The sequence below is a fragment of the Microbacterium sp. USTB-Y genome (assembly GCF_023703415.1).
In the GTDB taxonomy this organism is placed as follows: Bacteria; Actinomycetota; Actinomycetes; order Actinomycetales; family Microbacteriaceae; genus Microbacterium.
Genome location: NZ_JAGMTU010000002.1, coordinates 578,238 through 591,679, shown reverse-complemented (window position 1 = coordinate 591,679; position 13,442 = coordinate 578,238). Strand labels below are relative to the sequence as shown.

Below are 13,442 nucleotides of genomic sequence, written 5' to 3'. Positions count from 1 at the left end.
ACAGGAGCGGAAATGGCTGAACCCCTGGTCGCGACGAGCGTCTTCGACAGGCTGCTCAAGGATCGCATCATCTGGCTGGGATCCGAGGTGCGGGACGAGAACGCCAACGAGATCTGCGCCAAGATCCTCCTTCTCGCCGCCGAGGACCCCGAGAAGGACATCTACCTCTACATCAACTCACCCGGCGGATCCATCACGGCCGGCATGGCGATCTACGACACGATGCAGTTCGTGCCGAACGACATCGTCACCGTCGGCATCGGGATGGCGGCCTCGATGGGCCAGCTGCTGCTGACCAGCGGCACCAAGGGCAAGCGCTACATCACGCCGAATGCGCGCGTGCTGCTGCACCAGCCGCACGGCGGTTTCGGCGGCACCTCGAGCGACATCCAGACCCAGGCGCAGCTCATCCTCGACATGAAGCGGCGTCTCGCCGAGATCACCGCATCGCAGACCGGCAAGTCGGTCGAGCAGATCAACGAGGACGGCGACCGGGACCGCTGGTTCTCGGCGCAGGAGGCGCTCGAATACGGCTTCGTCGACCACATGCGCGAGCACGCCAGTGACGTGCACGGCGGCGGCGGCACGGGCGCGGACAAGTAAGGCTGGAGAGGACACCCATGTACACACCCACGTTCCGCTCCGCCGGCACCCTGCCCTCGAGCCGCTACGTCCTTCCTCAGTTCGAGGAGCGCACCGCCTACGGCTTCAAGCGCCAGGACCCGTACAACAAGCTGTTCGAGGATCGCGTGATCTTCCTCGGCGTGCAGGTCGACGACGCATCCGCCGACGACGTGATGGCGCAGCTGCTGGTCCTGGAGAGCCAGGACTCCGAGCGCGACATCACGATGTACATCAACTCGCCCGGTGGATCCTTCACCGCGATGACGGCGATCTACGACACGATGCAGTACGTCGCGCCCCAGATCCAGACGGTCGTCCTCGGCCAGGCGGCCTCTGCGGCGTCCGTGCTGCTCGCGGCCGGCGCCCCCGGCAAGCGGCTGGCGCTTCCCAACGCCCGCGTGCTGATGCACCAGCCGGCGATGGGCGAGGCCGGTCACGGCCAGGCCTCCGACATCGAGATCCAGGCGGCGGAGATCCTCCGCATGCGCACCTGGCTCGAGGAGACCATGGCCAGGCACACCGGCAAGCCCGTCGAGCAGGTGCACCGCGACATCGACCGGGACAAGATCCTTTCGGCCGAGGAGTCGCGGGAGTACGGCATCGTCGACCAGGTGCTGACGAGCCGCAAGCGCCAGTCGCTGAGCTGACGCGCTGACGCACTCGTCGAGGGCGGTCCGGATCCGATTCCGGGCCGCCCTCGCGCGTACCCGCTCCCGTTGCGCGGGTGAGCGAACTCCAATGCTCATATGAGCAGATCCGTGCGCGTGCGCGTGGTGAAGGGTACTCTCGGAGCATGCCCCGCTCCGCCATCGACGACGACGAACTGCTCGCCGTCCGCGTCGCGGAGCTCTATTACGACGAGGACAAGACGCAGGACGAGATCGGCGGGCTGCTCGGCATCTCGCGGTGGAAGGTCGGGCGCCTCCTCCAGCAGGCCAGGACCGACGGGATCGTGCGGATCGAGATCGTGCATCCGCGCGCGCGGAAGCTCGGCATCGAGCGCGAGCTGCGCGAGCGCTTCGGCCTCGCCGACGCCGTCGTGGTGCCGAACGGACCGAGCGACACCGAGACCCTCGGACGGGTCGCGCAGGGCGCCGCCGACCATCTCGCCGCTCTCCGCCCCGTGCCGAAGACGCTCGCCGTCAGCTGGGGACGCACGCTCACCGCGATCGCCGACCGCATGGCGGAGGGGTGGGCGCGCGGCGTGACCGTCGTGCAGATGAACGGCGGCGTGAGCGTGAACCGGCGCCCCGGTGGCGCCGCGTCCCTCGCCGCCACGATCGCGCAGCGCGCGTCCGGCCATGTGGCGCTGCTGCCGAGCCCTGCGATCCTGGAGCGGCTGGAGACCAAGCAGGCGATCGAGCGCGACCGCACCGTGGCGGGCGTGCTCGAGCAGGCCGCTCTGGCCGATGCCTACCTGTTCACGGCGGGCGTGTGCGACGCAGGATCCGCGCATGTCGAGAACGGCTACCTGACCGCGCGCGACATCGACGAGCTCGCCCGTCGGGGCGCGGTCGGCGACGTGCTCGGCCGCTACATCGACGCGGACGGCAACATCGTCGACCCCGAGCTCGACGCCCGAACGGTCGGGCTCAGCCTCGAACGGCTGCGCGAAGCGCGCACCGCCGTCTTCGTCACGGCGGGAGAGGCGAAGCACGACATCGCCCGCACCGTCGTGACGGCGAACCTGTGCACGATGGTGGTCACCGACGAGGAGACCGCCCTGACTCTGCTGGAGCTGGAAAAGTGACCGGAACTGCGACCACGACCGAACTCGCGCGGCGCACCGCGCTCGAGGTGCTCGGGGGCGAACCCGACGACCTCACGCTGCGCCGCTTCCTGCACGGACTGCCCGGTATGGACGCGGTGGGCCTCGAGCAGCGCTCCGCCGCGCTCGGCACGCGATCCATCAAGACGACGTCGAAGGCCTGGGCGCTGGACACGATCATCCGCCTGATCGACCTCACCACGCTCGAGGGCGCGGACACGCCCGGCAAGGTGCGTTCGCTGGTCTCCAAGGCCAAGCTCCCCGACGCGTCGGATCCCTCGTGCCCCTCGGTCGCGGCCGTGTGCGTGTACGGCGACATGGTGCCCTACGCCGTCGAGGCTCTCGGCGCCCGGCACGGCGACCCCGACGAGGGCGGCATCTCGGTCGCCGCGGTCGCCACGGCGTTCCCGAGCGGCCGGGCGGCGCTGGCGATCAAGCTCGCCGACACCCGGGACGCGGTCGACGCCGGCGCCGACGAGATCGACATGGTCATCGACCGGGGCGCCTTCCTCGCCGGCCGCTACGGACAGGTCTTCGACCAGATCGTCGCGGTCAAGGACGCATGCCGCCGGGCCGATGGATCCTCCGCCTCGCTGAAGATCATCCTGGAGACCGGCGAGCTGAACACCTACGACAACATCAAGCGCGCGTCCTGGCTGGGCATGCTCGCCGGCGGCGACTTCATCAAGACCTCCACCGGCAAGGTCGCCCCGGCGGCCACGCTGCCGGTCACGCTGCTCATGCTCGAAGCCGTGCGCGACTGGCACCGGCTCACCGGCGAGAAGATCGGCGTGAAGCCCGCGGGCGGGATCCGCTCCTCGAAGGATGCGGTGAAGTACCTCGTGCACGTCGCCGAGACCGTGGGGGAGGACTGGCTGCAGCCGCACCTGTTCCGCTTCGGCGCCTCCAGCCTGCTCAACGACGTACTGCTGCAGCGGCAGAAGCTGACCACCGGCCACTACTCCGGCCCCGACTACGTCACGATCGACTGACGAAGGACTGTTCATGGGATTCCTGGAATACGCACCCGCGCCCGAGTCGCGGAGCATCCTCAACCTGAAGGACGAGTACGGGCTGTTCATCGACGGCGAGTTCGTCGAGGGACACGGCGCCTCGTTCGCCACCATCTCGCCGGCGGACGAGTCGCGCATCGCCACGATCGCGCACGCCTCGGACGAGGACGTCGATCGCGCCGTCGCCGCCGCGCGCCGCGCCTACACCAGGGTGTGGTCGAAGATGAGCGGCCGGGATCGCGGCAAGTACCTGTTCCGCATCGCCCGCCTCGTGCAGGAGCGCGCCCGCGAGCTCGCCGTGGCCGAGAGTCTCGACAACGGCAAGCCGATCAAGGAGTCCCGCGACGTCGATGTGCCGCTCGTGGCCTCGTGGTTCTTCTATTACGCGGGCTGGGCGGACAAGCTCGACTACGCGGGTGCGGGCCCCGACCCGAAGGCGCACGGCGTGGCGGGCCAGGTCATCCCCTGGAACTTCCCGCTGCTGATGCTGGCGTGGAAGGTGGCCCCGGCGCTGGCGGCGGGCAACACCGTGGTGCTGAAGCCCGCGGAGACCACGCCGCTCACCGCGCTGATCTTCGCCGAGATCCTGCAGCAGGCCGACCTGCCGGCGGGTGTCGTGAACATCGTCACGGGCGCCGGTGCGACCGGGGCCGCGGTCGTGCGGCATCCCGACGTCGACAAGGTCGCCTTCACCGGATCCACGGGCGTGGGGCGCGAGATCGCGCGCTCGATCGCCGGATCGGGCAAGGCGCTGACGCTCGAGCTCGGCGGCAAGGCGGCGAACATCGTCTTCGACGACGCTCCGATCGATCAGGCCATCGAGGGGATCGTCAACGGCATCTTCTTCAACCAGGGGCACGTGTGCTGCGCCGGCAGCCGCCTGCTCGTGCAGGAGTCCATCCACGACGAGGTGATCGACCGGCTGAAGTCGCGCCTGTCGACGCTGCGCCTCGGCGATCCGCTCGACAAGAACACCGACATCGGTGCGATCAACTCCGCGGAGCAGCTGGCACGCATCCGCGAGCTCAGCCAGGTCGGCGAGGACGAGGGCGCGGAGCGCTGGACCGCCGACTGCGTCATCCCGGAGAAGGGGTTCTGGTTCGCGCCGACGATCTTCACCGGTGTCGAGGCCTCGCACCGGATCGCCCGCGAGGAGGTGTTCGGCCCGGTCCTGTCGGTGCTGACCTTCCGTACCCCCGCCGAGGCGATCGCGAAGGCCAACAACACCCCGTACGGTCTCTCCGCCGGAATCTGGAGCGACAAGGGCTCCCGGATCCTCGCCGTCGCCGACCGCCTTCGCGCAGGCGTCGTCTGGGCCAACACGTTCAACCGTTTCGACCCCTCCAGCCCCTTCGGCGGCTACAAGGAGTCCGGCTACGGGCGTGAGGGCGGCAAGCAGGGCCTCGCGGCGTACCTGCGTCCGGCCGGCACGGCTCCCCGGCGATCCCTGAACGAGGGGAGCGACGCGAAGAGCGAAGCCAAGGCGCCGAAGAAGGGAGCCGCGGCATGAGCGCGCGTCTGACCGTCCCCAAGACCTACAAGCTCGCGATCGGCGGCGCGTTCCCGCGCAGCGAGTCGGGACGCACCTACGAGGTGACCACCCCGAAGGGGGCCTTCCTCGCGAACGCGGCCCAGGCGTCGCGCAAGGACGCCCGCGATGCGGTCAAGGCCGCGCGCACCGCGCAGCCCGGCTGGGCGAAGGCGACCGCGTACAACCGCGGTCAGGTGCTGTACCGCGTCGCCGAGGTGCTCGAGGGACGCCGTGCCCAGTTCGTCGACGAGATCATGGCGCAGCAGGGCGTGTCCGCGGCCGCCGCCGGCGCGCAGGTCGACGAGGCGATCGACCTGTGGGTCTGGTACGCCGGCTGGTGCGACAAGTACGCACAGGTCGCGGGCAACCTGAACCCGGTGGCCGGTGCCTACTTCAACATCTCCGCTCCCGAGCCGACCGGTGTGGTCGCGATCATCGCCCCGCAGGAGGACGCGCTGCGGGGCCTCGTCTCGGTCGTCGCGCCGGCGCTCGTCGCGGGCAACGCGGTGGTCGTCGTGGGCAGCGAGCGGTTCCCGCTCTCGGCGATCAGTCTCGCCGAGGTGCTCGCCACGAGCGACGTCCCCGGCGGCGTGGTGAACGTGCTCACCGGATCCCCGGCGCAGCTCGCGCCCTGGCTGGCCTCGCACGCCGACGTGAACGCCCTGGACCTGGCCGGCGCCGGCGGGATCGACTGGGTCGACCTGCAGATCGCCGCCGCCGACACGCTCAAGCGCGTGCTTCCTCCGGGCGAGGTCGTCGCCTCCCCGCAGCGGATCGCCGCGTTCACCGAGGTGAAGACGGTCTGGCACCCGAAGAGCATGGTCTGAGCGCTCGGGCTCTGAGCCTGTCGAACGGCCGAGGGGCCCGTCCCGCGCTGCGCGGGGCGGGCCCTCGTCATGAAAGGCCGGATCCGGGCGTGTTCGCCGTGCGCGGAGCGACGTGCAGCGGGGGATCCGTGGCGATGCGGCTGGATGTCGGATGCAGCGGTTAGGCTCGAACAGCGGCATCGCCGCACGGTGATCCCACGCCGTGATCGCCCTCGTGTCCGCACGAGGCGACCGCGGACCACGTCTCGAAGGAGGACGCACATGGCACGCATCGGTGAGAGCGCCGACCTGTTCAAGTGCTCGTTCTGCGGCAAGAGTCAGAAGCAGGTGCAGCAGCTCATCGCCGGGCCCGGCGTGTACATCTGCGACGAGTGCGTCGAGCTCTGCAACGAGATCATCGAAGAGCGCATGGCGGAGTCCGCGAACGGCGAGGTCGCCGAGTTCGATCTGCCCAAGCCCCGAGAGATCTTCTCCTTCCTCGAGGAGTACGTCGTCGGTCAGGAGCCGGCCAAGAAGGCCCTCGCCGTCGCGGTCTACAACCACTACAAGCGGGTGCGCGCCCGCGGCACCCTGCAGCCGGCCGAGCAGAAGGCCGAAGACATCGAGATCGCCAAGAGCAACATCCTGATGATCGGCCCGACCGGGTGCGGCAAGACCTATCTGGCGCAGACGCTCGCGAAGCGGCTGAACGTCCCGTTCGCCGTCGCCGATGCGACCGCGCTCACCGAGGCGGGCTACGTCGGCGAAGACGTCGAGAACATCCTGCTCAAGCTGATCCAGGCCGCCGATTACGACGTCAAGCGCGCCGAGCAGGGGATCATCTACATCGACGAGATCGACAAGATCGCGCGCAAGGCGGAGAACCCGTCGATCACCCGCGACGTGTCCGGCGAGGGCGTGCAGCAGGCGCTGCTGAAGATCCTCGAGGGCACGGTCGCGTCGGTGCCCCCTCAGGGCGGTCGCAAGCACCCGCACCAGGAGTTCCTGCAGATCGACACCACGAACGTGCTGTTCATCGTCGCGGGCGCGTTCGCAGGCCTCGAGGACATCGTCTCCTCCCGCGTCGGCAAGCACGGCGTCGGATTCGGCGCCCCGCTGCACGACAAGGGCAAGGATCTGGATCTGTTCAGCGAGGTGCTGCCGGAGGATCTGCACAAGTTCGGTCTGATCCCCGAGTTCATCGGCCGGCTGCCGGTGGTCGCCTCGGTCTCGCCGCTCGATCAGGCCGCCCTCATCGACATCCTCACCGGGCCGCGCAACGCCCTGGTCAAGCAGTACCAGCGCATGTTCCAGCTCGACGGCGTGGAGCTGGAGTTCGACGACGATGCGCTCAAGTCGATCGCCGACCTCGCCGTGCTGCGCAAGACCGGCGCACGCGGACTCCGCGCCATCCTGGAGGACGTGCTCGGGCCGATCATGTTCGAGATCCCCTCGGCGGAAGACGTGCAGAAGGTCGTCGTCACCCGCGCCGCCGTGGAGGAGGGCGCCGCGCCCACGCTGGTGCTCGCGCGCAAGCGCAAGAGCGCGTAATCCCTCGCTTCTCGCACGCGGACCCTTCCCGCAGCGGGCCGAGCCGACGGGCTCAGACGTCGGGGGAAGCGGGAGCCTCGGTGCCCAGCACGAGGTCGGTGCGCAGGTCCGTCTCCGCCGTCGTGCGGGGATCCGATACGTAGATCTCGATCCAGTCGCCGGAGCGCTCGAGTCCGCGTGACGCGGCCTCGCCGTACAGGCCCGCCCACGCGGCGCCGAGGCCTTCGAATCCGCCGATGTGGGTGGTGGCCAGGGCGGATCCGCCGGGAAGCGCCGATGCCGAGATCTCGATGCCGTCCACCGTCAGCGGGGCGGCCGGTGCAGCCTCCACGGGGAAGCCGATCTCCAGGTCGAACTCGGCCATCGCGTCTCCGTGGTAGACGGCGAGCGCCGGACCCGCCGGAACCAGCGCCCCCTCGGCGAAGGCCCGGGCCAGCGCGGTGTAGGCAGGATCGAACACGCGGGCGAGGTCGCTCAGCCGCAGCCCGACGTGCCGCACCACCGCGATCGGGGTGGGCTCGACGGTGATCTGCTCGATGCCGTCGAACGGCTCGGCGGGAAACACGGACATGGATCTCCTTCGTGCGGGTGCAGAGGCGAACGGCGTGCTCCGCCCAGCTTCGCGGTGCGTGCGGCCCGCGCGCAAGGGCGAGGGCGGTTCGATCCGACCGATCAGCCGTCCAGCCCGCGCCGCGTGAGCAGCGGCGCGATGTCGGCGTCCCTGCCGCGGAAGTCCCGATACGCCTCGAGCGGATCCTTCGATCCGCCGACGCCGAGCAGTCGCCGCCGGAAACGCTCACCGTTGGCGCGCGTGAGCCCGCCGTTCTCGCGGAACCACTCGACCGTGTCGGCGTCGAGCACCTCGCTCCAGATGTAGGAGTAGTAGCCCGCGCTGTAGCCGCCGGAGAAGACATGCGCGAAGTAGGGGGAGGAGTAGCGCGTGGGCACGGCCGGGTCGGCCAGGCCGATATCGGCGAGCGCAGCGGCCTCGAACGCGGCGACGTCGTCGATCGTCCCGCCCGCGGGCACCCGATGCAGCGCCTGGTCCAGCCACGCGGCTGCGAGGTACTCGCTCGTCTCGAAACCCTGGTTGAACGTCTCGGTCGCCTGCAGGCGCGCGATCAGCTCGCTCGGGAGAGGCTCGCCGGTCTCGTGGTGGCGGGCGTAGCCGGGGAGCACGTCGGGCCAGAGCATCCACATCTCGTTCACCTGACTGGGGAACTCCACGAAGTCGCGGAAGACCTCGGTTCCGGAGAAGTGGGGATAGGTCACGTCCGAGAACAGGCCGTGCAGCGCGTGACCGAACTCGTGGAACAGCGTGTTCACCTCGTCGAAGGTGAGCAGGGTGGGCTCGCCGTCCGCCGGCTGCGCGACATTGAGGTTGTTCGCGACGACGGGCAGCGTGCCGCGCAGCGACGACTGGCTGACGATCTCGTTCATCCAGGCTCCGCCGCGCTTGCTGTCGCGCGTGTAGAGGTCGAGCACGTACAGACCCAGCGGGGACCCGTCCTCCTCGAAGACCTCGAACGTGCGGGCGCCGGGGTGGTAGACGGGAAGGTCGGGGCGCTCCGAGAAGGAGAGACCGTACAGGCGCCCGGCGGCGGCGAACACGCCCTCCTGCAGCACGCGCTCGGCGTCGAACCAGGCGCGCAGCACCGCCGTGTCGATGTCGTAGCGTGCGGCGCGCAGCTTCTCCGTGTAGAACGCCCAGTCGTGCGCCTCGAGGGGGAACGGCGCGCTCTCGGTCTCGTCGATGAGCTGCTGCAAGGCGACGCGCTCGGCGACGGCATTGCGTGCGGCGGGGACCGCGAGGTCGCGGAGCATCCGCTCCACGGCTTCGGGGGCGCCGGCGGTCTCGTCGGCGGTCACCGCGGCGGCATGGTTCGGGTAGCCGAGGAGCGCAGCGCGCTCGGCGCGGAGCGACACGATCTCGGCGAGGATCGCACGGTTGTCGTAGGCGCCGCCACGGGATCCGCGCGATCGCGACGCCTCCATGAGCCGACGTCGGCTCTCGCGGTTCGTGAGCACGGCGAGCGCGGGATGCCCGGTGAAGAGGGGGAGCGCGAGCAGGTGCTTGCCGTCGAGGCCGCGATCGGCGGCGGCGCGCGCCGCCGCCGAGAGCTCGCCCGAGCTCAGCCCGTCGAGCTCCGCCGGGTCGTCGAAGATCACGGCCAGCTCGTTGGTGTCGGCGAGCAGGTTCTTCTCGAAGGTGGCGCTGAGGGAGGAGATCAGCTGATTCACCTCGGTGAGGCGGCGCTTCGCGTCCTCGTCGAGCGCGGCGCCCGCGAGGGTCATCTCGCGATGACGGCGCTCGACGAGGCGACGCTGCTCGGGTTCCAGGGGCAGCGCGTCGAGCTGCTCGTGCAGCTGCGTGACGCGCCAGTACAGGGCGGCGTCCAGGAGGACGGCGTCCTGATGGGCCGCCATCAGGGGCGCGAGCTCCTCGTCGATCGCCTGGATCTCCGCGGTCGCGTCGGCAGAGCTCACGGTGTAGAAGGCGTGCGCCACCCGGTCGAGCAGTTCGCCGCTGCGCTCCAGCGCCTCCAGGGTGTTCTCGAACGTCGGCATCGAGCGCACCATCGTGATCCGGCGGATCTCGGCCAGCTGCTCGTCGAAACCCTGCCGGAACGCGGGCAGGTAGTGCTCCTCACGGATGCGGCCGAAGTCGGGCAGGGCATACGGGAGCGTCGATGGGCTGAGGAGGGGATTCGTCTCGACCGTCATGCTCCGAGCCTAGGAGACGGCGGCGGCGTGACGGCGATACGGATCCCGCCGATGGCGCCGCGACGGCGTCTCATCGGGCGAGCTGTGCCATCACCCGGCTGAGCGCGTCGGCGACGAGGCGCACGGATCGTCGCCGGAGGTTCTCCGGACGAGCCAGGACGTCGATCATCCTGTTCGTGCTGACGTACTGCAGCGGTCGCCGCACGACGGCCCCCGTACCGGGAGCGGTGTAGCGCGGGAGCACGCCGATCGCATCGCCCGTCGCGATCACCGACGCGGCCACTCCGTAGTCGTTGATGCGGTGCACGATCTCGGCGGGACGATTGGTGACGGCGGAGATCGTGCGCAGGACGTCATCGGGGGAGTAGCCGGCGCGGCTCGTGACCCAGCGCTCTCCCACGACGTCGGCCGGCCGCAGGGACGCCCGCTGCGCGAGCGGGTGCTCCGGTGCGAGAGCGACGTCGAGGGGCTCGGTGGCGAGGGTGAGCACCCGGATCCCGGTCTTGGGCCAGGGGGCACTGTGCTCCATGCGGTGTGCGAGCACGAGATCATAACGGGCGGTCAGGGCGGGGAAGTCGCTCTGCGCGACGTCCTCATCCGTGAACCGGATGGCGGGGACGCCGGGACCGGATCCCACCTCCCGGATGAGCGGACCGAACAGCGCCTGAGCGGCGCTGAGGAAGCCGCTGATCGTGACGATGCCGTTCTCTGCCGCCTCGAACTCGTCGACGGCCGACCGCGCGGCCGCCATCGCGTCGAGCGCGGCCGCGCCGGCCTCGGCGAGGGCCTCACCCGCGGGAGTGAGCACGAGCGTGCGGCCCTGCTTGCGGGTCAGCGGCGCGCGCACCCCGCGCTGCAGGGCGGCGAGCTGCTGCGAGACGGCGGACGGCGTCACCCGCAGGGCGTCGGCCACGGCGGTCACGCTGCCGAGCGCGCCGAGCTCGCGCAGGATCTGAAGCTGCTGGAGTTGCACATGTCCAGTCAAGCATGTAGCGATGCTTAAGGATTACTCCAGACGGTAGGGATTGATCTACATCGTCGTTCGCGGTGTGATCGAAGCATGAAGGCTCTCTACAAGGACGGCCCGCACGCGGGCCTCGAGCTCGTCGACCGGCCGGACCCCGTGGCCGGACCCGACGAAGTGGTCATCCGCGTGCTGCGCACCGGCATCTGCGGCACGGATCTGCACATCCAGCGCTGGGACGACTGGGCCGCCTCCGCGGTGAAGGCGCCGCTGATCCCGGGCCACGAGTTCTACGGCGAGGTCGTCGAGGTCGGTCCGCTCGTGCACGACATCTCGGTCGGCGATCGGGTCTCCGGAGAGGGGCACATCGTCTGTGGGATGTGCCGCAACTGCCGTGCCGGCCGCCGCCAGATGTGCATCCGCACGATCGGCCTCGGCGTGCAGCGCGACGGGGCCTATGCCGAGTACCTCACGCTGCCGGCGACGAACGTCTGGGTCCACCACGCCGACGTGACGTCCGAACTGGGCGCGATCTTCGACCCGCTCGGCAACGCCGTGCACACCGCGCTCGCCTTCCCCCTGGTCGGCGAGGACGTGCTCGTCACCGGCTGCGGCCCGATCGGTCTCATGGCCATCGCGATCGCCCGCCATGTGGGCGCGCGCTTCATCGCCGCGACGGACGTGAGCGCGCCGCGGCTCGCACTGGCGAGTCGGATGGGCGCCGATGCGGTCGTCGACGTGTCCCGCGAGGACATCGCCGACGCGCAGCGTGCACTGGGCATGCGCGAGGGCTTCGACATCGGCTTCGAGATGAGCGGGGCGCCGAGCGCGCTGCCCGCGATGATCGACAACATGAACCACGGCGGACGGATCGCGATGCTCGGCCTGCCGACCGGCCCGTTCGGCGTGGACTGGGGCAAGATCGTCACGCACATGCTCACGGTGAAGGGGATCTACGGACGCGAGATGTTCGAGACCTGGAACGCGATGGGGGCGATGCTGCAGACCAGTCCCGTGCTGCGCGAGTCCATCACCCGCATCATCGCCGAGGTCCTCCCGGCGCGCGACTGGGAGAAGGGCTTCGCGGCCGCGGCCTCCGCGGGCACGGGCAAGATCATCCTCGACTGGACCGAACTGTAGGAGACGACCATGTACGGAGCATTCCAGCAGCACCTCGCGAGCGAGCTCGCCGGGATCGACGAGGCGGGCCTCACCAAGCACGAGCGCGGGATCCGCGGACCGCAGCGCGCCGAGATCGTCGCCGACGGCGCCGAGGTGCTGAACTTCTGCGCCAACAACTACCTGGGCCTCGCCGACGACGAGCGCCTCGTGGACGCGGCGAAGGGCGCGCTCGACGAGTGGGGCTACGGCCTCGCGAGCGTGCGGTTCATCTGCGGAACGCAGGAGCAGCACCTCGAGCTCGAGCGGCGGCTGTCGGCGTTCCTGGGCACGGACGACGCGATCCTGTTCTCCTCGTGCTTCGACGCGAACGGCGGCGTCTTCGAGACCCTGTTCTCGGCCGAGGACGCGATCATCTCGGACGAGCTCAACCACGCGTCGATCATCGACGGGATCCGCCTGTCCAAGGCCCGTCGCCTGCGCTACCGGAACCGCGACATGGCGGACCTCGAGGAGCAGCTGAAGGCCGCGGCCGATGCCCGCTTCCGGGTGATCGTCACGGACGGCGTGTTCTCGATGGACGGCTACATCGCCCCCCTCGCGGACATCTGCGACCTCGCGGAGCGCTACGACGCCCTGGTCTTCGTGGACGACTCTCACGCCGTCGGGTTCATCGGCGAGCACGGGCGCGGCACGCCCGAGCTGTGCGGAGTCGAAGGCCGCGTGGACATCTACACGGGCACCTTCGGCAAGGCTCTCGGCGGCGCGAGCGGCGGCTACGTCGCGGGGCATCGCGACATCGTCGCCCTGTTGCGCCAGCGGGCCCGGCCGTACCTGTTCTCCAACACGCTCGCCCCGTCGATCGTCGCGGGCACCCTGCGCGCGCTCGACCTCGTGGAGGGATCCGGATCCCTGCGCGCGCAGCTGCAGTCCAACGCCGCGCTGTTCCGCCGCCGCATGACGGAGGAGGGCTTCGAGCTGCTTCCGGGGGAGCACCCCATCGTGCCCGTGATGTTCGGCGATGCCGCGCTCACCGCGCGGATCGCCGCCGAGATGCAGAAGCAGGGCGTGTACGTGACCGCGTTCAGCTTCCCGGTGGTGCCGCGCGGCCTCGCGCGCATCCGAGTGCAGCTCTCCGCCGCGCACACCCCGGAGCAGGTCGAGCGCTGCGTCGCCGCGTTCGTGGCCGCGCGCGCCGCCGCCTGACAGATCCCTCGACGCCCCCTCGCAGCACCGGTGCCCCCTCGGGGTGCCGCTCCTGCGAGGGGGCGTCGACGCGCAGCGGGGGCGTCGACGCGCAGCGGGGGCGTCGACGAGAAGGTGTCCGCTCGCGGGCCGAGCA

12 protein-coding genes are annotated in these 13,442 nt (G+C 70.1%); 9 read left to right on the top strand and 3 right to left on the bottom strand.

Going from position 1 to position 13,442, the window contains the following annotated elements:
- The first annotated feature begins 12 nt into the window (after window positions 1-12).
- From J8G10_RS06470 to clpX, 7 genes are all read left to right on the top strand, one after another.
- The gene (locus J8G10_RS06470; RefSeq protein WP_251441790.1) at window positions 13-603 is read left to right on the top strand and encodes an ATP-dependent Clp protease proteolytic subunit; all 591 of its coding nucleotides are present in this window, start codon (window positions 13-15) and stop codon (window positions 601-603) included.
- Window positions 604-620: 17 nt separating this feature from the next.
- Window positions 621-1,271, top strand: coding sequence for an ATP-dependent Clp protease proteolytic subunit (locus tag J8G10_RS06465; protein WP_251441788.1), 651 nt, complete (start codon window positions 621-623; stop codon window positions 1,269-1,271).
- A gap of 146 nt (window positions 1,272-1,417) precedes the next feature.
- Entirely contained in the window at window positions 1,418-2,374 is a 957-nt protein-coding gene (locus tag J8G10_RS06460) for a sugar-binding transcriptional regulator (protein WP_251441785.1), read from the top strand.
- Window positions 2,371-3,384, top strand: a complete 1,014-nt coding sequence (gene deoC / locus J8G10_RS06455; protein WP_251441782.1) for a deoxyribose-phosphate aldolase — start codon at window positions 2,371-2,373, stop codon at window positions 3,382-3,384. Before J8G10_RS06460 ends, deoC begins: the two co-directional genes overlap by 4 nt.
- A 13-nt stretch (window positions 3,385-3,397) precedes the next feature.
- Window positions 3,398-4,915, top strand: a complete 1,518-nt coding sequence (locus J8G10_RS06450) for an aldehyde dehydrogenase family protein (RefSeq protein ID WP_251441779.1) — start codon at window positions 3,398-3,400, stop codon at window positions 4,913-4,915.
- Window positions 4,912-5,763: an aldehyde dehydrogenase family protein gene (locus tag J8G10_RS06445; protein WP_251441769.1), complete on the top strand. Its 852-nt coding sequence runs from the start codon at window positions 4,912-4,914 to the stop codon at window positions 5,761-5,763. The genes J8G10_RS06450 and J8G10_RS06445 overlap by 4 nt, the downstream gene beginning before the upstream one ends.
- A gap of 261 nt (window positions 5,764-6,024) precedes the next feature.
- A complete protein-coding gene (clpX, locus tag J8G10_RS06440) occupies window positions 6,025-7,293 on the top strand; it encodes an ATP-dependent Clp protease ATP-binding subunit ClpX (RefSeq protein ID WP_251441767.1) in 1,269 nt (422 codons plus the stop codon).
- A gap of 52 nt (window positions 7,294-7,345) precedes the next feature.
- On the opposite strand, the gene J8G10_RS06435 is transcribed toward clpX, so the two are convergent.
- The 3 genes from J8G10_RS06435 to J8G10_RS06425 all read right to left on the bottom strand — a co-directional run bounded on the left by J8G10_RS06435 (window position 7,346) and on the right by J8G10_RS06425 (window position 10,990).
- Window positions 7,346-7,864: a GyrI-like domain-containing protein gene (locus J8G10_RS06435; protein WP_251441765.1), complete on the bottom strand. Its 519-nt coding sequence runs from the start codon at window positions 7,862-7,864 to the stop codon at window positions 7,346-7,348.
- Between the two features lie 101 nt (window positions 7,865-7,965).
- Window positions 7,966-10,017 carry a M3 family metallopeptidase gene (locus tag J8G10_RS06430; RefSeq protein ID WP_251441762.1) on the bottom strand — a complete coding sequence of 684 codons (2,052 nt, stop codon included), beginning with the start codon at window positions 10,015-10,017 and terminating at the stop codon, window positions 7,966-7,968.
- Window positions 10,018-10,087: 70 nt separating this feature from the next.
- On the bottom strand, window positions 10,088-10,990 hold the full coding sequence (locus J8G10_RS06425) for a LysR family transcriptional regulator (protein ID WP_251441756.1): 903 nt from the start codon (window positions 10,988-10,990) through the stop codon (window positions 10,088-10,090).
- Window positions 10,991-11,077: 87 nt separating this feature from the next.
- On the opposite strand from J8G10_RS06425, the gene tdh reads away from it, so the two are divergent.
- Window positions 11,078-12,121: an L-threonine 3-dehydrogenase gene (gene tdh, locus J8G10_RS06420; protein WP_251441755.1), complete on the top strand. Its 1,044-nt coding sequence runs from the start codon at window positions 11,078-11,080 to the stop codon at window positions 12,119-12,121.
- A 9-nt stretch (window positions 12,122-12,130) separates the two neighbouring features.
- Window positions 12,131-13,306 (top strand): glycine C-acetyltransferase, encoded by a 1,176-nt coding sequence (locus J8G10_RS06415; protein ID WP_251441753.1) that lies wholly within the window; start codon window positions 12,131-12,133, stop codon window positions 13,304-13,306.
- Window positions 13,307-13,442 lie beyond the last annotated feature (136 nt).

Excerpts from the sequence above, each read along its gene's own strand:
- J8G10_RS06470 (WP_251441790.1), top strand. The coding sequence starts at position 13 with ATGGCTGAACCCCTGGTCGCGACGAGCGTCTTCGACAGGCTGCTCAAG.
- J8G10_RS06465 (WP_251441788.1), top strand. The coding sequence starts at position 621 with ATGTACACACCCACGTTCCGCTCCGCCGGCACCCTGCCCTCGAGCCGC.
- J8G10_RS06460 (WP_251441785.1), top strand. The coding sequence starts at position 1,418 with ATGCCCCGCTCCGCCATCGACGACGACGAACTGCTCGCCGTCCGCGTC.
- J8G10_RS06450 (WP_251441779.1), top strand. The coding sequence starts at position 3,398 with ATGGGATTCCTGGAATACGCACCCGCGCCCGAGTCGCGGAGCATCCTC.
- J8G10_RS06445 (WP_251441769.1), top strand. The coding sequence starts at position 4,912 with ATGAGCGCGCGTCTGACCGTCCCCAAGACCTACAAGCTCGCGATCGGC.
- clpX (WP_251441767.1), top strand. The coding sequence starts at position 6,025 with ATGGCACGCATCGGTGAGAGCGCCGACCTGTTCAAGTGCTCGTTCTGC.
- J8G10_RS06435 (WP_251441765.1), bottom strand. The coding sequence starts at position 7,864 with ATGTCCGTGTTTCCCGCCGAGCCGTTCGACGGCATCGAGCAGATCACC.
- J8G10_RS06430 (WP_251441762.1), bottom strand. The coding sequence starts at position 10,017 with ATGACGGTCGAGACGAATCCCCTCCTCAGCCCATCGACGCTCCCGTAT.
- tdh (WP_251441755.1), top strand. The coding sequence starts at position 11,078 with ATGAAGGCTCTCTACAAGGACGGCCCGCACGCGGGCCTCGAGCTCGTC.
- J8G10_RS06415 (WP_251441753.1), top strand. The coding sequence starts at position 12,131 with ATGTACGGAGCATTCCAGCAGCACCTCGCGAGCGAGCTCGCCGGGATC.